This window comes from Polyangium sorediatum, from assembly GCF_029946465.1.
GTDB lineage: Bacteria > Myxococcota_A > Polyangia > Polyangiales > Polyangiaceae > Polyangium > Polyangium fumosum.
Genome location: NZ_JARZHI010000090.1, coordinates 1 through 24,450 on the forward strand (window position 1 = coordinate 1; position 24,450 = coordinate 24,450).

A 24,450-nucleotide genomic window follows, 5' to 3' on the forward strand; every position below is an offset into this window, starting at 1 on the left:
TGCGCCCGCGCCCCCGCCCGACGCCTGCGAGCCCCCGCCCGACGTCCCCCCGACCCCGGCCACACCCGCGCCGCCCGTGCGCGTCCCGCCCCCGGGCGGCGACAAGTACACGCCAGGCCCGCCGGAGACGATCCCGGGACCGCCGCAGGATGGGTGGACCCGCCGTCCGGCCACGAACGAGCCCAGCGCAGCTCCGCCCGCCGACTGGAACGTCGCTCCCGCAGGCAGCACGCTCCCGAGCCGCGCACGCGCCGCGGGTCTGGATCCCGTCACCCTCGTGCAGCGGTTCCTCGACGCCGGCACGGAAGACGGCGAAGCGCAGAAGGATCTCGTCCGTCTCGGCGAGGCCGCGATGCAGGCCATCATGGCCCGCTTCCCGGGTCCGCTGCGCATCGACCCGCGTGTGCTCTCGCGAGGCGCCGAGCTCCCGCTCGCCTCCCGCAGCGGCCCTCTGCTCGCGCTCCTCGTCGCGATGGGCCGCCCCGCCGTGCCTTTCCTCGCCGTGCGCAGCACGGCCAACGATCCCGACGTGCGGTTCTGGGCGACGCACCTGCTCGGCGAGCTCGTGTACCCCGAGAGCGCGCAAGCCGTCTCCGTGCGTCTCTTCGACGAAGCCGCCCCGGTTCGTCGCGTCGCGCGTCGCGCAGCCGCAGCGCTCATCACCGCAGGCCCCGCGACCGAGGCGCCCATCCTCCCGACCCTCGAGCGTCTCGCGCGAACCTCCACCGAACGCGCAGGCCGGCGCCTGCTCGCCATCGAGACCCTCGGCGAGCTCTTGATCCCGAAATCAGTCCCCGTGCTCATCGCAACGCTCGGCGAGACGACCGCCGAGCTCGTCGACGCCGCCCACCGCGCGCTCGTACACATCACGCGGCACGACTTCCGCCGCGACGCACGCAAGTGGGACGCCTGGTGGACCACAAACGCCGCACGCAACCGCGTCGAGTGGCTCATCGACGCACTCCTCTCGGGATCGCCCACAATCCGCCGCGCAGCAGCCGAGGAACTCGCGCCCATCGTCGGCCGAGATCTCGGCTACTACGACGACCTCCCCGAAGACGAACGCGAAGCCGCGCAGGTCCGCTACGTCCTCTGGTGGGAACAAGAAGGCCGCCACAAGAAGCGCAGTTGAGCGTTGCGCCGGGGTTTCACCCCGGACCCGACCAGGGGTTGTCCACCCCTGGACCCGGACCAGCGAGGCGCTGGACCCGGGGTCGATGAACTGCGCGGTGCGCAGTTCATCGAACAGCCAGGTTCAAGACCAGCGACGACCTGCCGACCCAGACAGCCGCGTTGACGTTTCCACCGGCAATGTGCCGCTGCGTGCGACGACCATCGTGGTCTTGCCACGGGCCCGTTGGAAGAACTGCGCAACGCGCAGTTCTTCCGCCTCGGTCCAGGCCGTGCCTGGTCCGGGTCGAGGGGCGGACAGCCCCCGCGGGGTCCGGGGCAGCGCCCCGGCGCAACGGCCACAAAAAGCCACGAGGGGGCGGTGAGGCCCCCTCGTGGTGGTTCATCGATTGTCAGGAAAACGGACCGCTCACTTCTTTGCGGCGCCGCTCTCCTTGATGACGAGATCGATCAGCTTCTTGAACTTCGGGAACGGCTGGGCGCCGCTGATGAAGTAGCCCTCCGTCTTGCCGGCGGCTGCGATGTGGAAGCCGGGCGTACCGCTGATGCCGGCCTTGTCGGCCACGGCGCTCTCGCTCTCGATGAACTTCTTGTGCGCCTCGGAGTCGAGGGCGGACTTGAACTTCCCGAGGTCGAGGCCCTGCTCTTCCGCGTACTTCTCGAGCGTCGTGCGGGCGAACGCGTCCGGCGTACCGGCGCCCTTGAAGAGCGCGGTGTGCATCTTCCAGAAGCCCTCGTTGCCCTTCTGCTTCTTGGCCTCCTCGGCCGCGAGAGCTGCGGGCATCGCGCTCTTGTGGAACGGCAGCGGCTTGTGGCGCCACACGATCTTCACCTTGTCGCCGTAGGCCTTCTCGACCTGGGCGACCGTGTCCTCTGCGCGCTTGCAGAAGGGGCACTCGAAGTCGCTGAAGATCTGCATCACGACCTTCGCCTTGTCGCTGCCCTTCCAGGCGGAGTCGGCGGGGGCCACATCGACCGTCTTCTTCTCGGGCGGGGGCGGCGTCTTGCCGTCCTTGATGATCTCGTTGTAGAGGTCCTTCGCCGCGACGCCCTTCGAGAGAAGGTCTTGCGCCTTCTTGATCTCCTCGTCGATGACGGCCTTGAACTTCTCGATCGGCTGGGCGCCGACGAGACGGCGACCGTTGATGAAGAAGTGCGGCGTGCCGCTCGCCTGGAGCTCGTCGGCGAGGTCCTGGTCGGCCGTGATCTCGGCGAGGTACTTCTTGTCGAGGATCGCGGTCTTCACCTTGTCGACGTTCAGCCCGAGCTCCTTGGCGTAGCCGAGGAGATCGTCGTCGGTCAGCTTCTGCTGGTTCTTCCAGAGCAGATCGTAGGCGGCCCAGAAGCCTGCCTCGCCCTTCTGGGCGCGGGCCTCACGCGTGAGCTCCGCGGCCGGCTCGGCGCGCGGGTGCATCGGCAGCGGGTTGTCCTTCCAGACGAGGCGGACCTTGTCGCCGTAGGTCTTGACGACCTCGTCGAGCGTCGGGACCACGCGGCTGCAGAAGGGGCACTGGAAATCGGACCACTCGACGATCGTCACGAGCGCCGTCTCGGGGCCCTTCGCGGGCGACGTGCCGACGGGCACCTTCCAGACGGTCTTGTCCTCTTGCTGCGCCTGATCGCGGTTCGCCGGCGGGGGCGCCTTCGCCTTGTTCTCCTGCGAGAGCTTGGCGTAGACCTTCTCCGGCTTCGTACCGGCCTTGATCGCGGCGTCGGCGGCCTTGAGCTGCTCGTCGATCACCTGCTTGAACTTGTCGATCGGCTGCGCGCCGCTGAGCAGGATGCCGTTGATGAACGACGCCGGCGTGCCGGAGACGCCCGCGGCCTTGCCGGCGGCGAGGTCGGCGTCCACCTTCGCGGCGAACTCCTGCTTGTCGTAGGCGGCCTTGAACTTGGCCTTGTCCACGCCTGCTTGCGTGGCCCACTGCTCGAAGTTCTCGGGCGTCAGGGCGCGCTGGTTCTGGAACGCCACCTCGTGGAACTTCCAGAAGGCCTCGGGGCCCTTCATGCGGAACACGGTCTCGGCCGCGACGGACGCGGGACGCGCGTTCTTGTGGAAGGGCAGGGGGTTCGACTTCCAGATGATGCGGAGCTTCTGCGGGCCGTACGCCTCGCGGAGCTGCGTCAGCGTCGCCTCCACCTTGCTGCAGAAGGGGCACTCGAAGTCGCTGAAGAGCACCAGCGTGACGGGCGCGTTCGGGCTGCCCCACGTGGGATCCTTCGACGAGACGGGGACCGACGCGTCGCTGTGATCCCACGTCCCGCCGGCGACGAACTCCTGCGTCGCCTCGGCGCTGGCCGTGTGGCCCCCGGCGCCGCGATCGATGCCCCACATCAGCGCCATCCCTGCCATGAAGCAGAGAAGGAAGCCGACGATGGCGGTTCCTTTGTTCATGTTTCTTCTCTTTCTTTCGACACGGTGCTGCCCGCGTGACGCTCCTTTTCGCGCCGCGAGAGCCGACACCCCGATCGCCCCGACGCATGTCCTTCGGGGCGAAAATCCACGATCTCGAGCGTCGTCTTTCGAACGACGCTGCCGTGACACGTGCGGACCGGCGGCGCCCCCCCGCCTTCAACCAGAAGGGGCGCAGGGCCGATGCGCGAGTTTTTCCTCTTCGTGTTCCGTCTCGAAGGCCGTCGGAGCTCGCCACGCGCACGCCCTTGGCACGCGCGCGCGATCAAAACGGCCCGTCGTCATCGCGCGATCCCGCGCGACGACGACTACGACGAAAGGCGAGGGGGACGATCGATCTCTCGGCGAACACCCCGAAGCGGGGCGCCCTCCACCGGCGGGTACGCCGGGAGCTCGACGGCGTAGGCCGGTCGGAGATCGAAGGACGCCGAAAGCATGGCGTCCGGTACGGTCGCGAAGAACGACGCGACGGGGTTCTGCTCGCCGTGGGAAGGACCGAGGGCCGGACCGAACTCCGTCCCGTCACACGAGACCCCCGCGTCGATGCGCGCGTCGGTCTCTGGGTGGATCCGCCCTGGCGCGACCGCCGTGGCGCCGCGCTCGTCACACATCGCCGCGATCTCCGGATCGACTTCGTCCGTTTGATCCAGCGGCGCCGAGCAATCTTCGGGGGGGTTTGGGGGAGCCGCGCTTGTCGCGGCGGAGCCCCCATCGTCACAAGTCGGCACGATCGCTGCGTGTGCGCGGAGCGGCACGAGCCAAGCCACGGCGAAGATCGCCGCGACGGCCAGCGCACGAAGAACCGCGAACCGCAACATCCGACCCATTCATAGCCGACCGGAGGGCCTGCGGCAATTGCCTGCGGTCTTCCACCCAAGTCGAGCCCTCCAGATGCCGAATTATTGGCCCACCTTGTCTTACATTTCTAGCGTGTGGGCATGGCGACTGCCCCCCTCGACATGGATCGCGCCGGCGCGGACGGCGCGGCGCAGGCGACGCGTGCTTCGGAGCTCGCCGCTGGGCACGACGACGAGCGCGCCGGCGCGGGGCCCGGCGAGGAGCTCCCGCGGGTCCTCGGCCGGTATCTCTTGCTCCGTCGCATCGCGCGCGGCGGCATGGGCGAGGTCTACCTCGCGTCGACCATGGGCATCGAGGGCGCCGAGCGGCCCGTCGTCGTGAAGGTCATTCGCCGTGATCACGCGAGTGATCCGAGCTTCATCGCGCGCTTCCTCGACGAGGCCCGCGTGCAGGCGCAGCTCCAGCACTCCGGCGTCGCGCAGGTCCTCGAGGCCTCGCTCGACGACGAGACCGGCGAGCCGTACGCGGTCGTCGAGCACGTCGAGGGCAAGAGCCTCGGCGACGTGCGCGGGCGCGCGCATGCGCTCGGGTATCGCGTCGGCTGGTCCGAGGCCGTCGCGGTCGCCACGATGATCGCCGAGGCCCTCGCGCACGTGCACGAGCGCAAGGATCCTTCGGGCCGCGCGCTCGCGATCGTGCACCGCGACCTCTCCCCGCAGAACGTGATGGTCAGCTACGCGGGCGACGTGAAGATCATCGACTTCGGCACCGCGCGCGGCATGAACCGCCGCTGCCGCACCGTGAGCGGCGTCGTCTTCGCCAAACCCGGCTACGTCGCGCCCGAGGTCGCCAATGGCGACACCGGCGACGCGCGTGTCGACGTCTATGCGCTCGGCGTGATGCTCTGGGAGCTCTGCGCGGGCCGGCGCTTCTTGCAGGGCGACGCGGCCGTGCACATGGCGGCCGTCGCGCGGAACGCGCAGAACCTCCCGCCCATCGCCGCGCAGATCGGCGCGCCGCCCGAGCTCGACACGCTCCTCGCGAAGCTCACGGCCTTCGATCGCGAGGTGCGGTACGGCATGGCGCGTGTCGCCGCGCGCGACCTCGCCAAGCTCCTCGGCGCGGCGCCTCCCTTGCCTGGCGGCGAGCGAGGCGTGCGCGCGCGGACGCAGTACCTCATGCACTCGCTCTTCCCGAGCGAGCCCGCGAAGAGCCGCCGCGAGTTCGCGCGCCTCGTCACCGGCGCGCGCTCCACGTTCGAGGCCGCCCTCGAGGAGAAGGCCCGCCCCGCGGCGCCGCAGGCCCTTCCCGCCGAGGAAGAGGGCCTCTTGCCCGGCACGCGTCTCCGCCTCGTCCGCGAGATCGGCGGCGGCGCGACGAGCGTCGTGCACGAGGCCGAGCACGTCGATCTCGGGCGCCGCGTCGCCGTGAAGATCCTCGCCCCCGAGCACGGCGCCTCGCCCGAGTTTGCCGCGCGCTTCCGCCACGAGGCCCGCGCCATGTCGCGCCTCTCGCACGAAGGCCTCGTCGACCTCCACGACTTCGGCCGCGCCGCGGACGGCCGCCTCTTCTGCGTCATGGAGCTGCTCGAAGGCGAGACACTCGAAGCCCTGATCGCCCGGGATCGCGAGGTCGACTGGCAACGCGCGCTCCGCATCGTGATCCGCGTGCTCGGCGCGCTCGAGGTCGCGCACGCCGCGGGCATCGTCCATCGCGACGTCAAACCCGCGAACGTCTTCCTGACCCAGAGCGGCACCGTGAAGGTCCTCGACTTCGGCCTCGCGCACACGCCCGACGACATCGGCGAGGCGCTCCTCGGCGCGCCGGGCGGCGACAACGCGGTCGCGGCCGGCTTCACGCTCTTCGGCACGCCCGAGTACATGGCGCCCGAGCAGGCCGCCGGCGGCCGCGTCGACGGCCGCGCCGACCTCTACGCGCTCGGCTGCGTGCTCTACGAGATGCTCACCGGCGCGCTCCCCTTCGCGGGCGCGAGCGCCGCCGTGATCGTCGACGCGAAGATGAAGGGCAGCCCCGAGCGGCTGCGGGATCGCGCGGCGGGCAAGCGCCTGCCCGAGGCCGTCGACGACCTCGTCATGCGCGCCCTCTCGCGCCACCCCGGCCTGCGCTTCCAGACCGCCGCCGAGATGCGCGAGGCCGCGATGCTGGCCCTCGGCGCCCCGGTGCGCGCGCGCCGGCGCCGCAGGACCGCGGGCTTTGCCGCCCTCGCCGCCGCGATGGCGTTCGCGACCGTGCTGCTCGCCGGCAAGGCGAGGGACATCGGCGCGATGATCCCCGTCGCCTGGAAGTCCGCGCCGGCGCCCGCGCCGGCCATCGTGGCCGAGCCCGCGCCCGCGTCTGCGCCTGCCGCCGATCCCGCGACGGTCGCCGCCGCCCCCGCGGCCGATCCCGCCGCCGCCCCCGCTTCTGCGCCTGCCCCCGAGCCCGCGGCCGTCCCCGAGCCCGCGGCTGCCCCCGAGCCGCTTCAGCTCGCCGAGGTGCCGATCTCGGCCGACCCGGAGCCGCCTCCGCCCACGCGGGCCCGTCCGCGCCCGTCGCAGCGCGCCTCGAAGAAGGAGGCCGCAGCGAGCAGCCAGATGATCGCCGCGGTCGCGCAGGCGGACAAGCCGAGCGTCACGCCCGCCTCGGGCGACAAGGCTTCCGCCGGAGCGAACAAAGTCGTCCACGCCGGCGACGTCGCGCACGCCGAGCCGACCGAGCCGTCCCACGCCGAGCCAGCCTCGAAGGACAAGGACGAGCAAGCTCGTTTGAGGCGCAAGAAGAAGACCCGCATGGCGTCCAAGGCAGGAGAAGGCGGGCAGGGCTCGAAGCCGGCGGCCAAGACGAAGTAGCCGCCCGGCGCCCCAGCGCCGCTCATTTTGCTCGATCGCGCGCCGTCACGTTGTATACCGCGCACACTCGATGGCCCAGATTGCTCCGCCCGCCGTGGGCGAAAACGTGGTCACCTCCGGCCCACCGCACCGAGCCATTCTCAAGCTGGCTCTCCCCACGGTCGGCGCGATGCTCACGCAGAGCGTCGTCAACGAGATCGACATCGTCTTTTTCGCCCGGCTGCCCTGCCCAGAATCGTCGAACGCGCAAGCCGCGCTCCTCCCGTCGCTGATCGTCCTCTGGCTCTTCGGAGGCTCGCTCTCCTCCATCTCGGTCGGCACGCAGGCCTTCGTCGGCCGCCGCTTCGCCGAGAAGAACCACGAAGACGCAGGCGCCGTCCTCTTCAACGCCGCGCTCTTCGCGCTCGTCGCCGGCATCCTCTTCTCCGCGATCGGCTACTTCGCCTCGCCGTACATCCTCGGCGCGATCATCAAGGTCGAGGGCCCTCGCACGGCCGCAGACGAGTACCTGCGTTGGCGCCTGCTCGGCGTGACCTCGATGGCGACGACGTTCGCCTTCAAGGCCTTCTTCGACGGCATCGGCAAGACGCACATCCACCTCGTCTCGGCCGTCGCGATGAACGCGCTGAACATCGTGCTCTGCTTCCTGCTCATCTTCGGCAACGCCGCGCTCGGCATCCCGAAGATGGGCATCGCAGGCGCAGGCATCGCAGGCTTCGCCTCCACGTACGTCGGCCTCGCGATCATGGTCGGCTACGCGCTCCTGCCGCAGTTCCGGAAGCTCTACGCCCCGTTCCGCTGGAAGAACCTCGACCGCGGGCTGACCTGGTCGATCCTGAGGCTCTCGATCCCGAGCGGCGTGGCCACCATCGCCGTCATGACAGGCTTCGCGCTCTTCGCGATGATCGCAGGCAAGCTCGACGAGGTGCACCCGATGGGCGTGGTCTCGGCGATGTGCCCCGGCGGCAAAGCCGAGCCAGTCAACGGAGCCGCGACGACCGTGATCGTCGGCGTCCTCAAGCTGACGTTCACCGCCTGCCTCGCCTTCGGCACGTCCACAGCGACGCTCGTCGCGCAGTCCCTCGGTGAGCGCAACGGCGACAAAGCCGAGACGTTCGGCTGGACGTCGGTGCGTCTCGGTCTCCTGATCTTCGGCGTCGTAGGTCTCTGCGAGGCGGTCTTCGCCCCGCAAATCCTGGCCTTCGTCTCCCACAGCGAAGTGGTGCGCGACGTCGCCCTCGGGCCGATGCGCGTCATGGGCATCTGCACGCCGATCATCGCGATCGGCATGATCCTCACGCAAGCCCTCTTCGGCGCAGGCAACACGCGCTTCGTGATGCTCGTGGAGCTCGTGCTCCACTTCCTCTGTCTCGTCCCCCTCGCCTGGCTGCTCGGCATCACGCTCGACTTCGGCCTGATGGGGATCTGGACCGCCGGCGTGGTCTACGCCCTGCTCCTCGCAGCTGTGATGGTCTTCAAGTTCCGAAGCGGCGACTGGAAGAAGATCGCTCTGTAGAGGAGCGTCGCGCCGGGGTTTCACCCCGGACCCGACCAGGGGTTGTCCACCCCTGGACCCGGACCAGCCAGGGGCTGGACCCAGGTCGATGAACTGCGCTCCGCGCAGTTCATCGAACAGCCAGGGTCAAGACCACCCACGACCCTGCCCACCAAGACGGCAGCGCTGACGTCTTCGCCGGCAATGTGCCGCTGCGTGCGACGACCTTTGCGGTCTTGCCACCGGCCCGTTGGAAGAACTGCGCATCGCGCAGTTCTTCCACCCCCGGTCCAGGCTGTGCCTGGTCCGGGTCGAGGGGCGGACAGCCCCCGCGGGGTCCGGGGCAGCGCCCCGGCGGCGACGCCTCAGCTCAGCTCAGCGGCCGAACGCCGAGCCGGTCCAGCGGTACCGAACGGGGTTGAGGTTGCTCCAGGGGAGCAGCAGCGGCTCGATGCCGCCGTTGGCGCTCGTGTCCTGGGTGAAGGGGTAGGTCGCGGCGGTCCACTCGGTGGCTTTGCCGGAGGCGAGTTCGATCTCGACGCCTTTGCCAGCCTTCACGAAGCGGTGGGCGCCGCTCACCTTTTTCTTGCCGATGGCGCGGCCGATCTCAGCGGCGAAGACGCGCTTCAGGCCTTCGCCTTCGATCTTGTAGACGAGCAACACGTCGCGATCGACCGTGCCTCCGCCTGCTTCGGGGGAGGCGTTTGCGTGCAGCGTGCCTTGCACGATGATCTCGGCTTTGCCGTCGCCGGTCAGATCCATCGCGCTGATCTCGGTGATGTCCGTGCCTTTCGTGAACTGCGAGAGCGCGAGGAACGAGTAACCCGTGCCTGCTTTGAAGCCCTTGCCGAAGATCACGAGGTCTCGATCGTGCAGCAGGATCGTCTCGGGTTGTTTGTCGCCTGAGACATCCGCGGACACGTTGAACCGCGCCTTGCCCGTCACGCTCCGCTCTTTCTTGTAGAGCGCGTAGACCTGCTCCAGCAGCTCACCTGCGCTCGGGCCCTTGGGCGCCTCGGGCTTCACGGTCTCGCCGGACGGCTTGGATGCTGCGGCGGGCGGAGGCGTCGCGGCTTGGGTCGTCTCGCCGGCCTTCGTGAAGGCCTTGCCGTTCCACTTGTACGTTTGGGAAGCGATCGTCTCCCAGGGCAGGAGCACGGGATCCATCGTGTTCTCGCGCCCCTCGTTGTAGCTCCCTGCGTGGAACTCCTTCGCCTTGCCGGGCAGGATCGTGATCGCCACCTTCGCGCCGTCGTTGTCGAAGCGAACCTCGTTCTCGACCGCGCCCTTCTCCGTCACGACCGCGATCTCGCGCTGGAACAACGTCGTCGGCACGTCCGACTTCCCGAACTGCAAGACCTGCAAATACTCGCGGTACTTCTTCGGCGTCCCGAGACGCTTGCGCAGGAGGATCTCCGCCTGCCCGTCGCCCGTCAGATCCCGCGCCTCGAACGAGGGCAACATGCCTGCGGAGACGTCGACGCTGAGGTCGTTCCAGTAGTACTCGGTGCCTTTGCGGAACGTCGGCCCGAGGACGACGAGGTACCGATCCCACACGAGCACGCGCTCCTTCAGCGAGTCGCCTGCGACGTCCGCGATCAGGTTGAACTTGGGCGCGCCGCGGACGTTTTTCTCCTTCAGCAGCCCCTCGGCGAGCGCTTGCTCGCTCTCGATCGACACGGGCGGCAGCGACTCGTACTTCGTCGAGGGCGCGGTGCCGATCGACGACTCGATGGCGCTGCCGGCGTCGGCGTCGTGCACGTGGATCGCGCCGCGCAGGCCGACGCGGGTCGTCGCGGCGGGGGGGAAGGCGGTCCAGGGGATCGTCGCTTCGAGCGTCCAGCCGCCGCTGCGCGGGGCCTCGATGACCTTGGCGCCCGTGATGGCCTTGCCGTCTTTGGTCTTGGCCGCGCCGGGGGATTTGCCGGGGTCGCCGGGGTAGAGGAGCACCTCGTGCACGACGCCGCCCGGGAAGCCGAGCGTGAGGACGACGTGGTCGCCGCCGCCGCCGCGCAGGGCGTCGTCGGTGACGTCGACGGCGACGAAGATGCTGGTGGCGTCGTAGGAGAGGGCCGCCTTGGCTTCGAGGTCCGCCTTCGACGGCTGCCCCTTGGTGGCGTACGAGAGCGCCATCAGGGAGGGCCACTCCTTGGGGACGCCGTCGAGCTTGATGGACTTGGTCTCGACGAGCGCGGCGCGCACGGCCGACCCTTCGGCGGCCGCGGGCGAGGTGGCGAAGGTGGCCCCCGCGAGGACGGCGAGGGCGGTGAGGGCAGAGCCAAGGCGAGCGCGGTAGGGCGTCATGAGCAGGGTATGGACGGGGGCAGGGGACCTTTGTTCACCGGGTGTGAGGCCCCGCGAGGATGGTTGTTCCCGCGAAGATACCCGGCCGATGCCCCCCCGGGGAGGCGGTCAATCGTGTGCCCAGGGGGCAGAACATTCCGACCGGCGCGGCAGAATCGTGACGCGAGGGGGCTCGAACGTTCGAAGGGGGACGGGAGAGCGTGACGCGAGGGGGTTGGGACGTTTGGAGACGCGCGCGTCGTCGTGACGCGAGGGTGTTCGAAGGAGGGGAGACCCACGCGTCGTCGTGGACCGAGGGAGTTGGAACGTTTGGAGACGCGCGCGTCACCGTGACGCGCAGGGGTTCGAAGCTTTGGAGACGCGCGCGTCGTCGTGACGCGAGGGTGTTGGAACGTTTGGAGACGCGCGCGTCCCCGTGACGCGAGGGGGGCGGAGCGTTTGGAGACGGAGAGGAGAGCGCGAGGCGCGTGGCTTACGCCGGCCACGAGGCGAAAAGGGGCGGATTCATCGTGGCGTCCCGAAGGCCACGAGCTTCTCGGGGTTCATCACCCAGTAGATGCGCTCGATGCCCTCGGCGGACGCGTCGATGGACGCGAGCGCGAACGCGGCGCCGTCCCGGCAGAGGAGCACGGACGGCTGACCGTTCGTCTCCAGCCACGTGAGGGTGAGGCCCGACCAGAACCCGTTCGCGCCGCCGGAGACGAGCTTCGCGACGCGCTCGCGGCCGTGCACCGGGACGCGGGCGGCCATGCGCGCCTGCCCGTTGCTGTCCGTGTACGACGCGACGTCGGCCGCGAAGAGGCGCTCGAGCGCGGAGAGGTCGCCCGTCTGCGCGGCGGTGATGAAGTTTTCGAGGAGGCGCCGCTGCTGCTCGACGTCGACCGGGGCACGACGCTCGCCCGCGAGGTGCTTGCGTGCGCGGCTGACGAGCTGTCGGACGTTCGCCTCGGTGAGCTGGAGGATCCCGGCGATCGCCTCGTGCGGGTAGTCGAACACCTCGCGCAGCACGTACGCGGCGCGCTCCGTGGGCGAGAGCTTTTCGAGGAGCACGAGGACGGCCAAGGCGAGGCCTTCCTGCGTCTCGGCGCCGAGCTCCGCGCTGGGGCTCGTGTCGATCGGCTCGGGCAGCCAGGGGCCGACGTACACCTCGCGGCGGACACGCGCGGACTGGGCCACGTTGATCGCGAGGCGCGTGGCGGCGGTGACCAAAAACCCGGTCGGGTCCTGCACGGCCGCGCGGTCGGTCGTCTGCCAGCGGACCCACGTGTCTTGCACGACGTCCTCCGCCTCGGCCCGGCTGCCGAGCATCCGGTACGCAAGGCCGAGGAGTCGCGGCCGGAGCGCGACGAACGGGTCGGCGGCTGGCGGCGGAGGTTTGTGGCTCTGGGGCGCTGTCACTTTTTTTGCGTGGACCTGTCACAGGGCGAGGGGCTGTCCGGTCCCCCTCGCAACAGCGCATCCGATCGGGATGCAGGAACCCGGAGGGTCGTCATGAAGGTCGTCGTGTTCGGGGGGAGCGGGCTCATCGGCAAGAAGCTTTGCGGGATCCTTCGCGCGAAGGGGCACGAGGTTATACCGGCGTCGCCGTCAACGGGCGTCGACATCTTGAGCGGCGCCGGCGTCGCCGAGGCCCTGCGCGGCGCCGAGGTCGTGGTGGACGTCGTCAATTCGCCGTCGTTCGAGGCTGATGCCGTGATGAGCTTCTTCCAGCAGGCGGCCCGCGTGTGCCTGCCGGCCGAGGTCGCCGCGGGCGTGCGCCATCACGTGGCGCTCTCCGTCGTGGGCGCCGAGCGCCTGCCGACGAGCGGGTACATGCTCGCAAAGGTGGCGCAGGAGGCGGCGATCCGCGCGGCGAGCGTGCCGTACACGATCGTGCGCGCGACGCAGTTCTTCGAGTTCGTCTCGGCGATTGTCGATGCTGGGACGAAGGAGGGCACGGTCACGCTGACGCCGGCCCTCCTGCAGCCGATCGCGGCCGATGACGTGGCGGCAGCGCTGGCGGCCGTCGTGGAAGAATCGCCCAGGAATGGGATGGTCGAGATCGCTGGCCCCGAGGCGCTCGGGTGCGACGAGCTCGGCCGCCGGTGGATCGCGGCGAAGAAGGATGCGCGTAAGGTCGTCACGGATGCCGCGGCTGGGTACTTTGGTGCGCAGATCGATGACCAGTCGCTGACGCCCGGCACGGGGGCGCGGATGGGCGCGCGTCGGTTTGAGGATTGGCTCGCGCGGGGGTGAGGGGACGGCAGGGGCATCCTCGCCACGTGCGACGGGCTTTGCATCGGGAGGGAGGACGAACTGCGTGGGTGGGTGTCGAGCTCCATGGCTTGACGCCATCCGTGGGCCCACATACGCTCCCGTCCTCCTAAAGGCGCTGGTGCGTGCCGCCGAAGATGCCCCGGAGCCTTCTCGCAAAGCGTTTGCGGCAGGCTCGGGAGCACGATGGGCACGAACGAGGAAGCGGTCCGATTCCTGAAGTATACGCGGGTCTCTGGGTGGCCCGCTTACCACGTGCTCGGCTGTTTCGAGCGTCGAGTCACGCTGTACTCGCAGCAGGTGCGCGCGCTGAACCTCGTATGGGCGCTGCATACCAGCGGAGAAATTCAGCGCGGGGCCAAGGTGGCGGTTGTCGGGGGCGGGGCCGCGGGGCTCATGGCTGCGGCCGCTGGAAGGCATCTCGGCTGGGATGTGACTGTCCTGGAGCGGGCGCAGACGTTTCTTGCCCTGCAACGCGGCGGGACCCACCGGTACGTGCATCCCCACGTGTACGACTGGCCTGACGATGGGGCTCTTGAGGAGCGGGCCAATCTGCCGCTCATGAACTGGCAAGCCGCGTTCGCCGATGATGTCGTCCGGCAGCTCGATCGGGCTTGGAAGCAACACGAACAGCCATCGCAGGACATTCGTGGCGTCGCGACCATCGAGTATCAACCGGGTGGTTCGCTTGAATGGTCATGCAAAGTCGGGGGCGGGGGGCGTGGTAAGTTCTCCGCGATCATCCTCGCGGTCGGGTTCGGGGTGGAGCACGACGAGGAGCTTCCGGTAAGATCCTATTGGCGCAAGGACGACCTGGACCAAGAAAACTTTACTCAAGCACCGAGGCGATATCTCGTCTCGGGATGCGGTGATGGTGGGTTGGTCGACGCTCTTCGTATTCGGATTCTCGACTTTCGACACGATCAGATCCTTCGGCAGCTTTCCGTGCAGGAGGGGTTCGACACGTTTCGAGCGAGGGTTCGCGACATCGAAGAGGAAGCTCGTGGTGTCGATAATGGCGGTCGTCATGATGCGGCTGTCGACTTGTTGAATGAACGGTATGCGAAGCTGGACTTCCCGTCGGTCCAGCAGGCACTCACGCTGCGGACTGATACCGAAGTGACGCTCTGCTACCAGGGGCAGGGGCTCAACTCTTTGCGGGCGTCGGCGCTCAATCGAGCGCTCCTTGCGCTGGTCCGGAACGGGCCCGGAATAACCCCTCGCAGAGCAACCCTGACGAAGGAAAACGTTCGACGGAAGGTGAACGGTAAATACGAGGTCGACTTCGGGAATCGGAGGCCCACCGAGTTCGACGAGGTGATCCTTCGGCACGGGCCAGAAAGCGCTCTTCAGAGGGACTTCCACGAGATCTTCACGATTGCCGAGAAAGAGCTGCGACCGCTGGCGAGGCTAGATAGAACGAGACAACCGCTGTGGGAACCACCTTTGTTCGGGGAGGAACCAGGGCCGATCGGTGGAGCCTCGAACTCTGTGGAGGTATCGGGCGGGCCAAGTGTGTCGCTCACCGACTACCTCGATCGGCTGCGTGAGGCGGTCGGGCGAGTCCGGCTCGCCGGCTCTACCGAGGAGCACTCGCTCGACAAGGTCTTCGTCGAACTCGAAGTAACGGATTCCGGCGTCGTGAAGGAGGCGGGCACCTCCTCGGCAAGGGATGGCGAAGTCCAGAGGGATGCGGAGGGGGCCATCCGGGAGGAGACGCAGCGACGCGCGCATGTTCCGTGGAAGACGCCGACAGAGACGATCGCCTCGGAAGATCTGCTGGGGCTCTCGACGCGAACGTTGATCGTCGGTGCGGCGGGCTCGGGGAAGTCGACGCTCTTGCGGCGGGTTGCGTGGCTCGCAGCGGAGCGTGCAGCGAAGGACGTGGGATCACCCGTTCCCATCTGGTTGGGGGAGCTGCCCAAGTACAAGGACCTCGCGGACGATCTGGAAGGCGCGCTGGCGCAGAAGGCCCTCGAGGGGCTTCGGTTGTCTCCCTTCAGCTCTCCGGGGCTCGCTGGCCTCCGGGATCTGATTCGTGATGCGATTCGTGAAGGGCGCATTCTGCTTCTGATCGATGGGCTGGACGAGTCGGGCTGCGCCGAGCACTTGCACGCCGTCGATTGGATGAGCCGCCTTCACCCGGGGGCGCGGGTGCTCATGGTCTCGCGACCTCTGCTCAGCGAGAAGCGGTTCGACTGGTGCAAGAAGCTGACGTTGCATGGCCTCCCGCGCATCGCAGCGGAGCGGATGCTACGGCAATACTTCCCGGCGCCGGAGGACGCCTTCATCGACGACCTCTTCAAGGCGCTCGATGGGCTTCCCGACGGTCGACATTGGCAGGAGACCCCTGTCCTGCTGGGCTTGGCGACGACCTTGTTTCGCGTGAACCACGGGCTGCCCGGTTCGCTGGGCGACCTCTACGAACACGCCATCACGCACCTTTTAGGGGCGAAGCAACTTCCGGAAGCTTGTCGTGGTGCCCCCTTCCGGCGCAGGCTCGTCGAGTTTGCTCGGAGCGTGCTCGTACCGATGGAAGGGGCCCCGCGTGTCCTGTTCGACGATGCGACGTGGGATGACGAGCAGCGCGCGCTCTATCCGAAGACGGGTCTTTTCGAGGGCACGCGGCAGTATCGGTTCTCCCACCTGACGCTCGGCGAACGGCTCGCCGCGGAAGCTCCGATCGACCTCGCGCGGGAGCGCGAGCGACTCAGGGCGACGGAGGCTCGCTTCGTCGAGGGGAACGCGCTGGAGGTGCTCCCGATGGCGCATGCGATCCAGGGTGCACGGGCGCTCGAGGAGGCGTTCGCGGACGCCACCGCGCGTGATCGATCTGATCACCGGCTGCTGCGGCTTCTGCTCCGCGCGATCGGCTACGGCGGCGACGGCGTGCGCGTGTTCGTCCGCGTGCGAGGCATCGATGTCATTCGCCTCCTGATAGGTCGCATGCAGATGCCGAGCGGTCGATTCGGGGCAGCAGAACGCGCGCTCCTCGACACCATGGAGCGCGCGGTTCCTGTGCTGCGTGGACTCATCCGCACGGACGAGCTGACCTGCGAGCTATCCGCGATCCTTGAGACACGTGGGGATGCCGCGGCAGAGGCGGCGCTTCTACCGTGGCTGCTCGGCGTGGGGGATTTCGAGCTGAGACTAGCCGTCTGGTGGGCGACGATTTATCGACAGGCACGGACCCTCGTGCGCGCACGCCCGAACGTCGACGAGGCCATTGCCGCGACGAGCGGAAAAGACGAGTTGGCTCAGGCCGTCGCCGTCGAGTTGCTTGGAAGATACGAGGAACATTGGCCTCGACTCCGTGGGTTCCTGGACGATCGATCCCATGCGGTACGTCAGAGCGCTGTGCGCGCGCTGGAGAGGGACAGGGGCGCTGAGATCCAACTTCGTGAACGAATGCTGGACGATGCCGCCGATATACGTGGGTCGACGATCCACGTCCTTGCACGACGCGCAGCGGAATCGACAGTCCATGCGGGTCGATTTCGTGACGCTTTTCAGCAGGACGATGCAGATGCCGTCCGGGCAGCGGTGGCCCTTGTGCTCGCTGCGGACAAGACGATGTGGCCGTCCTTCCGGTGTGAGCTTGAGACGATGTTGGTGGTACCGAAGGGAGCCATCTCCGGCGATTGGCACTGGAAGCGTAACGCGCTGCTCCAGGTGCTCGCACCGGATGGGGAGGCGGCGCCGCTCATGGAACGGTACATCGACCAGCCGAAATCTTGGGTCGACAGCGCGGAAACCATCCGGAAAATCGCAAGCGTTCCGCAATGGCGGGCGCGTCTGCTCTGCCGGCTGCAAAAGCAGGACGTAGCAAGGGTCGAAATTGAGGTGTTCGCCGAGGATCAGGCCGCAAAGCCCCTCGCCCTCGCTCTCCTGGGACGCGAGCAGCAGCCGCTCATCGTCGCTGCGGCCATCGGCGTGTTTCGTGGTGACCAATCGATGAAAGAACGGCTGGTCGGAGTTCTTTCGCACGAGAACATACACATACGCTGCGCAGCCATCGATGCGCTTTCTATTTGGAAAGATTGCTGGCCGCATCTGCGAAAGCACCTCACCGCCGACTCTGATATTGAAATTCGAGCTGCGGCCACGGCTCTGCGTGATGACCACGATGCGCGAGTGTGGATCATGCAGTTCGTCGACGACGCTCCGGAGCGCTTGCACGGCTCCTTCGTGCAAGTGCTGGCCAAGGATGAAGGGGGACGAGCCTGGCTCCGCGACTATTTCCAGCGGTCGAAGGCGCCTCGGACCCCGAACGGTGGCCGTTCCAGTTTCATACGGGCTTCCATCGTCGAGTGCCTTGCCGACCAGATGAACACGAGGACGCGTGATGCCTTTCACGAGGCCCTTTCGGACGAGACCGAGGACCTGGATATCCGGGTGGCGACTGTAAAGGCGCTTGCCCGGGATCCGGCGAGCCGCCAGCGCGTTCTATCGTACGTGCGGCACAACCGCTTCGGCATCGTCGAGGCGGTTTGCCGCGCCTTGCCCGAGGAGCAGCTCGTACAGGAGCAACTTGGATCGTGGCTCGCCGAGGACTTATGGGCTGTCCGTCAAGCAGCGGGGCTTTACTTCGTTGCTCGAGCGGCACAGTGCCAGCAACTCCGCGAACTCTTCGCTTCGCCGACGACGGACGATGATGTCCGGGAAACGCTTGTTTGGCCATTGGTACGCGATCCGGAATCCAGGGAAACCATTCTGAGATGCGCGCTAGAAGATAAATTCATGCTCAGGCGGATCGCCCTGTCGGCAATCGGTAAGCGTATCGAGCTGCGAAAGCGACTCCGCGAGTATGCTGCCGATGCGCATTGGTTGGTATACGACCACAGTTTCGGGCGTGATGTCGCATGCAACATCCTGGCCGAAGATCCGGAGGCACATCCCATTCTGGAAGCGCATCTGGCGTCGAACGACCCACAGCTCCTCGCAGCCGTTGCGCCGTTGCTAGCAAATTATCCGCCGGCGTATAACCGCCTCGTGGAGTTGCTCGATCATCCTGACGATGAAGACGGGAGCGTGCGAAGAGGGGCCATGCGAGCGCTCGGACGGCGAGCGGACGTTCGTCCCAGGATCCTCACAGCGCTCGAATCGTTGAAGCAAGAGGAGCGCGAGGCTGCTGCCGTTGCATTGTGCAACGTTCCCGACGCGCTCACGCACTTTCGTTCCTTGCTCGATGACGAGGAGAAAAGTATCCGCCGGATCGCTATGCGCGTCCTCGAAAGCGATCGGTCTTCCGAAACCAAGCAAGCCTTCCGGCAGCGTCTTCTAGATGGTAAAGAGCCCGAAGACCATCTCCGTCAGCGATTCATTGTCGCGCTTCGAGGCGACGAGGCGTCTCGCGACTTGCTCCGCGACCGGCTGCTCCGCGACACCTACCAATGGGTGCGCTTCTACTGCGCACAAAGCCTCTCCCCGGAGCCCCCCGCGCTTGCTTACCCGCTCGAACGGCAAACCCCGATCCGCTCGGTCCTGACTCATCTCGGGCTCACCCATGCAGAGCCGCCGCCGAACGACGACACGGCAAGACTCGACTCCTTCCTCCAGGCGCCAACCCGGCTCGAACAGGAAGCCGACCCCGCGTTCTTCGAGCGTGTCCTCGCGTGGGTCTGCATCCGGCTCACCTACGCCTCGCGCGATGGTGAGCTACGAGGTGGCCGCATCTTCGGCGAGGTAGCGACCCCCTTCGAGCGCATCACCGATCCGGATCAGACGATCCTGATTCGGGTCTCGATGGATGCTGCCAGCCTCCCACGCGAACGGAACTTCCACCCGAACCACAACACCATCGAGGCCTGGCACGTCGCGAAACACCTCGTCGTGAAGACCCCGCCGACCTTGATCCTCGCCTGCGCCGACGTGGACTTCGAGCACCTCGTCCCACGGCGGCTCGAACCAGGCGAAGTCCTCTGGGGCCCGACCCTCTTCGGGTTCCGCCTCCATTCCGCTTGATGGGCGTGGAGACGGATGATCTCGGCTGCCCCGAAGACACTTGTACCTCGACGAACACCTCGCGCTAGAAGATCCCCATGAGCCGCCCCGTCTTCGCCGACCCCAAGACCGACTTCGTCTTCCAGCGGATCTTCGGGTCCGAGGAGCACAAGTCTGCGCTGATCGGCTTCCTGAACGACGTGCTCGGCCTCGATCACGCGCACCGCATCACGGACGTCTCGTTCTTGCCGGCCGAGCAGCGTCCCAAGGTGAGCGAGCTCAAGTACTCGATCGTCGACGTGAAGTGCGTCGACGCGCGCGGCACGACCTACGTCGTCGAGATGCAGGTGCTCAACGTCGAGGCCTTCGAGAAGCGCGTCGTTTACAACGTCGCGAAGGCCTACACGAACCAGCTCGAAGTGGGGGACGACTATCCCGAGCTCGACGACGTCATCGGCATCAGCATTTGCGACTTCGAGCTCTGGCCGAAGCAGGACGGCGCGTCGGTCCCGATGCTCAGCCGGTGGCGCATGCAGGAGCAGACGAGCGGCGTGCGTGGCTTGCCCGAGCTCCAGTTCGTCTTTTTGGAACTACCCAAATACGACACGTCGCGCGAGCCCGAGTCGCTCGTCGAGAAGTGGGCGTACTTCTTCCGCGAGGCGCGCAACCTGACGATGATCCCGCCTTCGCTCCAGCACCCGCCGCTCGTCGCAGCGCTGGAGGCCGCGCGTACGGCGAGCTTCACGCGCGAGGAGTGGGACGCGTACATCGCCTCGGGCATGGCGATCCAGAACGAGCGCGGCGCGCTCTCTCTGGCGCGCCGAGAGGGGCTCGAAGAGGGGATCCGTCAGGGCATCGTCGCCACGTGCGACGTGCTCGGCATCGAGATGGACGACGAGCGCCGAGCCCGGCTCGCCGCGCTCGACGCAGCCGGGCTCGAAGCGTTGCTCGCGCACCTGCGGCGCGAGCGTCGCTTTCCTTGAACGAGCGGGTGGTCTACTTGCGGATCGCCCGATCGATCGCCTTTGCGATCTCCACGGCCGGGACCACCAGCGCCGACAGGACGAGCAGGATCATCCACTCGTTCGGCGACATCGCGTAGGTCCGGAACACCGGGCGCAGGCTCGGCACCAGGATCGCGACGAGGTGGATCGCCGCGCTCGCCGCGCACGCGAGCACGAGCGGGAGGCTCACGAGCGGCTTCGAGGAGAACGCCGAGAGGACCGGGCTCCGGCAGCTCCACGCGTGGAAGAGCGGCGAGAGCGCGAGCAGCGAGAAGGCGAGGGCCCGCGTCTGGAGGAGCCCCTGTTCGTCCTGCGGCGAGAGCACGTAGAGCGCGATCGCGGCGGCGCCCATGATCCCGCCGACGTAGAGGATCCCGAGGTAGTCGCGGCGGTTCAGGAGCCCCTCGCCCGTGTCGCGCGGCGGCTCGCGCATGAGGTGCGGATCCGGCGGATCGATGCCCAGCGCCAGGGCCGGCAGGCCGTTCGTCACGAGGTTGATCCACAGGATCATGAGCGGCGTCAGCGGCGGCCACTTGCCGAAGAACGACACCACGAACACGGCCACGAGCAGGCCCATGTTCGACGAGAGCAAGAAGAAGATGAACTTCTGGATGTTGCGGTAGATCGCGCGGCCCTCGCGCACCGCCTCGACGATCGTGGCGAAGTTGTCGTCCGCGAGCACGAGGTCGGCCGCTTGCCGCGCGACGTCCGTGCCGCCGAGGCCCATCGCCACGCCAATGTGCGACTCGCGCAGCGCCGGCGCGTCGTTCACGCCGTCGCCCGTCATCGCCACGACGTGCCCCTTCGCCTTGAAGGCCCGCACGATGCGGAGCTTCTGCTCGGCCGTCGTCCGCGCGAAGACGCGCAGGTGCTCCACGCGCTTCGTGAGCTCCTCGTCCGAGATCTTCGCGAGCTCGGAGCCTGTGATCGCGTCGTCCCCCTCGTCCCAGAGGCCGATCTCCTTCGCGATCGCCGTCGCCGTGAGCTTGTGATCGCCGGTGATCATCACCGCGCGGATGCCAGCGCGCTTGCAGGTCGCGACGGCCTCCTTCACGCCCGCGCGCGGCGGATCCATCATGCCGACGAGGCCGAGGAATGTGAGCTCTCGCTCGACGTCGTCGTCCGCCACGCCGTCCTTGCGCACGCGGCGGCAGATCGCGAGCACGCGGAGCGCATGGCCGCTCATCTCCTCGGCGACCTGGGTGATCGTGCGCCGATCCTCCTCGGTCAGGCCACGCACGCCGTCGTCGCTCGCGTACTTCACGCAGAGCGGGAGCAGCACGTCGACGCTGCCCTTCACGTGCGCGATCTCGCGGCCGTTCTTGTCGCGCGTGATCACGGTCATGCGCTTGCGGTCGCTGTCGAAGGGCAGCTCGTGGAGGAACTGGTGCGAGGGGGCGACGGACTCGCGGGCGAGGTTGCCCTTGGCCGCGAGCGCGAGCAGCGCGCCTTCCGTCGGATCCCCGACGATGCGCCACTTCTTCGTCTCCTTGTCCTGCTCGAGGTGCGCGTTGTTGCAGAGCGCGGCCGTGGCGAGCGTGTACGTGAGCGGCGCGGGCAGCTTGTCGAGTTCGAGGTCGATCTCGCCCTCGTGCCGGAAGCCGCCATGCGGATCGTAGCCCTCGCCCGTCACCTGGTAGCGCTTGCCGCCGGCGTAGACGAACCGCACGGTCATCTCGTTCTGCGTGAGCGTGCCGGTCTTGTCCGAGGCGATGACCGTCGCCGCGCCGAGCGTCTCGACCGCCGGCAGCTTGCGCACGATGGCCCCGCGCTTCGCCATGCGCTGCATGCCGAGCGCGAGCGTGATCGTGGTGATCGCCGGCAAGCCCTCGGGGATCGCGGCGACCGCGAGGCTCACGGCCTCCAGCAAGAGCTCGTGCCACGGCCTGCCGCCGCGCAAGAAGCCCCAGCCGAGGAGCACGGCCGAGAGCACGAGGCAGGCGCGCAGGATCGTCGTGCCGAACGATTCGAGGCGCTCTTCGAGCGGCGTCTTCGTCTCGCCGACGGACCGGATCATCTCGCCGATCTTGCCGAGCTCGGTGCCGCTGCCCGTCGTGGTGACGACGGCGCGCGCCTTGCCGCGCACGACCATCGTCCCCGTGAAGATCATGTTCACGCGATCGCCGAGCGGCGCGTCCGCCGCGACAGGCGCGAGCGCGTCCTTCATCGCGGCGGTGCTCTCGCCCGTCAGCGCCGCTTCCTCGGTCGCGAGGTCGATCGTCTGCACGAGCCGCGCGTCGGCCGCGATCGCGTCGCCCGCTTCGAGCTCCAGGAGATCGCCCGGGACCACCTCCTCGGCCGCGATGACCTTCACCTTGCCGCCGCGGCGCACGCGCGCGGAGGGCGCGCTGAGCTTCTGCAGGGCGTCGAGCGCGGCCTCGGCGCGGCGCTCCTGGTAGTAGCCGAGGAACGCGTTGAGGATGACGATCAGGAGGATCGCGATCGCGTCGCCGAAGCGATGCAGAATGCCGCCCTCGTGGTCCGTGAAGCCGACGACGACCGCGATCGCGGCCGCCGCGAGCAACGTCAGGACGAGCGGGTTCGCGAACTGCTCGAACAGCCTCCGGAGCGCGCTCTTCTGCGGCGGATCCGGGAGCCTGTTCTTGCCGTACTTCGCGAGCCGCGCCTCGGCCTCGGCTTCGTCGAGCCCCCCGCTCGAGCTCGCGCCGAGCCGACCCAGGAGGGCGTCGATGTCCTCTGCGTAAACGGCTCCGTCGTTCCCTCCGGTTGCTGGCGGTTGCGCCTTGCTCGCAGGCGCGCGCAGCTCGGAGGGGCGGACGGATCCCGTGCCCGTCGTCCCAGCTTCACTCATGGCAGGTACTACTCGACTAACGCTGCTTAACGCTTCATGCGGGCTTGCTCGCGTTGCTCTTCGGCTTCGAGCTCGGCGAGCGCGGCGGCGAGCTCGTCTTGCTCGGCCTGCGTCGGCGGGGCGGGGGCCGGGCCCGCGACACGCACCTGCGCGGGGGCGACCTCCTTCGGCGGCTCGGGCGGCGCGACGCCCATCTTGCGCTTCAGCGCCATCAGGTCGTCCTCGGCGCCTTGCGTGGCTTCGAGCTGACCGAAGCGGTGCGCGAGCGTGTCGCCCGTGTACTGCTCCTGGATCTCGCCCGCGGCCTCGGCCTCGGCCTCGATCTGGTCGATCTTGGCCGACATGCGATCGAACGTCTCGAAGGCGGAGGCGTTGTTCAGGCCGGAGAGCGTCTCCTGAATGGCCTTCTGCGCCTCTGCGCGCTTCTTGCGCGCGATGAGCACGTTCTTCTTGCGCTTGGCCTCTTCGATCTTGTTGTTGAGCAGCCGGAGCGCCGTCTTGAGCTGCTCGACGGCCTGCTTTTGCTTCTGCCACTGGTCCTTGTAGGACGCGGCGAGCTGGTCGTGCTCCTTCTTCCGGGCCAGCGCTTCCTTCGCGAGGTTGTCGTCGCCGGCCTTGATCGCGAGCATCGCGCGCCGCTCCCACTCAGCGGCGTTCGCGGCCTCTTGCTCGGCCTGCTTGGCGAGACGCTTCTCGTCGGCGATCGAGACGGCCACCTGCTTTTTCGCCTCGATGAGCTGGTTGGACATGTCGATGACGACCTGGTTCAGCATCTTCTCGGGGTCCTCCGAGCGGCTGATGAGGTCGTTCAGGTTCGACTTGATGAGCGTGGCGAGTCGCGCGAAAATTCCCATCTCGATTGGCCTCTCGTCCGAGAACTGGTCTCCCGAGCTACGGCTACGTGACCTAGGTGGTGGCGAGATCGTGGAGCGTCGGCACGTGTCGCGCCAACGCGAGATCGAGGTCGCTCAGCGTGGCCTCGAGCTCGTTGAGGTCGAGGTTGTCGAGGGGCAACGCGGCGGACAGCACGACGGTGTGATCGTCGATGCCGTAGGCGGCGTGCATCAGGTCCGTCGCGTTGTACTCGAGCAACCGACGAAACAGCTTGTTCTGGTGCTCAGGATCCTTCGGCAGCGGGCCGATCGCCACGCGCACGGCGAGGATCGGCGGCGCCACGCGGATCGCGATCGGCGGCATCTCCGCGCCTGCGGAGACGAGGTACGTGCCTCCGTCGATCTCGAAGTGGCGGCTCAGTTGCAGGAGGAAGCTCTCTACGTCCTCGGCGGTTCGCGGCATGGCCGGCCGGAGCGTACAGGCAGTGCAAGGCAGGGTCGAGGGGATCCGAACACTTTTCCGGCGCACGCGCGGGCATCGTTCCCCGAGGCACACACGCCGCGTTTCTTCCTTCCACTGCCCGGGCCATCGCTGGTACGGTCGTTGATACCTGG

At 67.9% G+C, this 24,450-nt stretch carries 12 protein-coding genes and 1 pseudogene; 6 read left to right on the forward strand and 7 right to left on the reverse strand.

Going from position 1 to position 24,450, the window contains the following annotated elements; translation table 11 throughout:
- A pseudogene (locus QHF89_RS44650) lies at positions 1-1,132 on the forward strand (hypothetical protein); the annotation flags it as partial.
- Between the two features lie 408 nt (positions 1,133-1,540).
- On the opposite strand, the gene QHF89_RS44655 reads toward QHF89_RS44650, so the two are convergent.
- Complete coding sequence (locus QHF89_RS44655; protein ID WP_136967492.1) at positions 1,541-3,526, reverse strand: DsbA family protein; 1,986 nt, start codon at positions 3,524-3,526, stop codon at positions 1,541-1,543.
- Between the two features lie 326 nt (positions 3,527-3,852).
- The gene (locus tag QHF89_RS44660) at positions 3,853-4,362 is read right to left on the reverse strand and encodes a hypothetical protein (protein ID WP_136967493.1); all 510 of its coding nucleotides are present in this window, start codon (positions 4,360-4,362) and stop codon (positions 3,853-3,855) included.
- Between the two features lie 120 nt (positions 4,363-4,482).
- Here QHF89_RS44660 and QHF89_RS44665 point away from each other — a divergent pair, with 120 nt between their 5' ends.
- Positions 4,483-7,191 carry a serine/threonine-protein kinase gene (locus tag QHF89_RS44665; protein WP_136967494.1) on the forward strand — a complete coding sequence of 903 codons (2,709 nt, stop codon included), beginning with the start codon at positions 4,483-4,485 and terminating at the stop codon, positions 7,189-7,191.
- 70 nt (positions 7,192-7,261) lie between these two features.
- Positions 7,262-8,707 (forward strand): MATE family efflux transporter, encoded by a 1,446-nt coding sequence (locus QHF89_RS44670; protein ID WP_136967495.1) that lies wholly within the window; start codon positions 7,262-7,264, stop codon positions 8,705-8,707.
- Positions 8,708-9,061: 354 nt separating this feature from the next.
- Here QHF89_RS44670 and QHF89_RS44675 read toward each other — a convergent pair whose 3' ends face one another.
- Complete coding sequence (locus QHF89_RS44675) at positions 9,062-10,990, reverse strand: DOMON domain-containing protein (RefSeq protein ID WP_284721761.1); 1,929 nt, start codon at positions 10,988-10,990, stop codon at positions 9,062-9,064.
- Positions 10,991-11,494: 504 nt separating this feature from the next.
- Positions 11,495-12,388 (reverse strand): RNA polymerase sigma factor SigJ, encoded by an 894-nt coding sequence (gene sigJ, locus QHF89_RS44680; RefSeq protein WP_136967496.1) that lies wholly within the window; start codon positions 12,386-12,388, stop codon positions 11,495-11,497.
- 93 nt (positions 12,389-12,481) lie between these two features.
- Between sigJ and QHF89_RS44685 the strand changes: the two genes are divergently transcribed.
- The 3 genes from QHF89_RS44685 to QHF89_RS44695 all read left to right on the forward strand — a co-directional run bounded on the left by QHF89_RS44685 (position 12,482) and on the right by QHF89_RS44695 (position 20,169).
- Positions 12,482-13,225: an SDR family oxidoreductase gene (locus QHF89_RS44685; protein ID WP_136967497.1), complete on the forward strand. Its 744-nt coding sequence runs from the start codon at positions 12,482-12,484 to the stop codon at positions 13,223-13,225.
- Positions 13,226-13,429: 204 nt separating this feature from the next.
- On the forward strand, positions 13,430-19,207 hold the full coding sequence (locus QHF89_RS44690) for an NACHT domain-containing protein (RefSeq protein ID WP_136967498.1): 5,778 nt from the start codon (positions 13,430-13,432) through the stop codon (positions 19,205-19,207).
- A 77-nt stretch (positions 19,208-19,284) separates the two neighbouring features.
- Positions 19,285-20,169: an Rpn family recombination-promoting nuclease/putative transposase gene (locus QHF89_RS44695; RefSeq protein WP_136967499.1), complete on the forward strand. Its 885-nt coding sequence runs from the start codon at positions 19,285-19,287 to the stop codon at positions 20,167-20,169.
- Positions 20,170-20,182: 13 nt separating this feature from the next.
- Here the strand turns inward: QHF89_RS44695 and QHF89_RS44700 are convergent, their stop codons facing one another.
- Genes QHF89_RS44700 through QHF89_RS44710 form a run of 3 tightly spaced genes read right to left on the reverse strand, consistent with a single transcriptional unit; the run spans position 20,183 to position 24,298 of the window.
- A complete protein-coding gene (locus tag QHF89_RS44700) occupies positions 20,183-23,002 on the reverse strand; it encodes a cation-translocating P-type ATPase (RefSeq protein ID WP_136967500.1) in 2,820 nt (939 codons plus the stop codon).
- Between the two features lie 26 nt (positions 23,003-23,028).
- A complete protein-coding gene (locus QHF89_RS44705) occupies positions 23,029-23,856 on the reverse strand; it encodes a PspA/IM30 family protein (protein WP_136928401.1) in 828 nt (275 codons plus the stop codon).
- A 52-nt stretch (positions 23,857-23,908) separates the two neighbouring features.
- On the reverse strand, positions 23,909-24,298 hold the full coding sequence (locus tag QHF89_RS44710; RefSeq protein WP_136928400.1) for a CesT family type III secretion system chaperone: 390 nt from the start codon (positions 24,296-24,298) through the stop codon (positions 23,909-23,911).
- Positions 24,299-24,450: the final 152 nt, after the last annotated feature.

Coding starts and splice junctions, on each gene's coding strand:
- QHF89_RS44655 (WP_136967492.1), bottom strand. CDS start 3,526: ATGAACAAAGGAACCGCCATCGTCGGCTTCCTTCTCTGCTTCATGGCA.
- QHF89_RS44660 (WP_136967493.1), bottom strand. CDS start 4,362: ATGTTGCGGTTCGCGGTTCTTCGTGCGCTGGCCGTCGCGGCGATCTTC.
- QHF89_RS44665 (WP_136967494.1), top strand. CDS start 4,483: ATGGCGACTGCCCCCCTCGACATGGATCGCGCCGGCGCGGACGGCGCG.
- QHF89_RS44670 (WP_136967495.1), top strand. CDS start 7,262: ATGGCCCAGATTGCTCCGCCCGCCGTGGGCGAAAACGTGGTCACCTCC.
- QHF89_RS44675 (WP_284721761.1), bottom strand. CDS start 10,990: ATGACGCCCTACCGCGCTCGCCTTGGCTCTGCCCTCACCGCCCTCGCC.
- QHF89_RS44685 (WP_136967497.1), top strand. CDS start 12,482: ATGAAGGTCGTCGTGTTCGGGGGGAGCGGGCTCATCGGCAAGAAGCTT.
- QHF89_RS44690 (WP_136967498.1), top strand. CDS start 13,430: ATGGGCACGAACGAGGAAGCGGTCCGATTCCTGAAGTATACGCGGGTC.
- QHF89_RS44695 (WP_136967499.1), top strand. CDS start 19,285: ATGAGCCGCCCCGTCTTCGCCGACCCCAAGACCGACTTCGTCTTCCAG.
- QHF89_RS44700 (WP_136967500.1), bottom strand. CDS start 23,002: ATGAGTGAAGCTGGGACGACGGGCACGGGATCCGTCCGCCCCTCCGAG.
- QHF89_RS44705 (WP_136928401.1), bottom strand. CDS start 23,856: ATGGGAATTTTCGCGCGACTCGCCACGCTCATCAAGTCGAACCTGAAC.
- QHF89_RS44710 (WP_136928400.1), bottom strand. CDS start 24,298: ATGCCGCGAACCGCCGAGGACGTAGAGAGCTTCCTCCTGCAACTGAGC.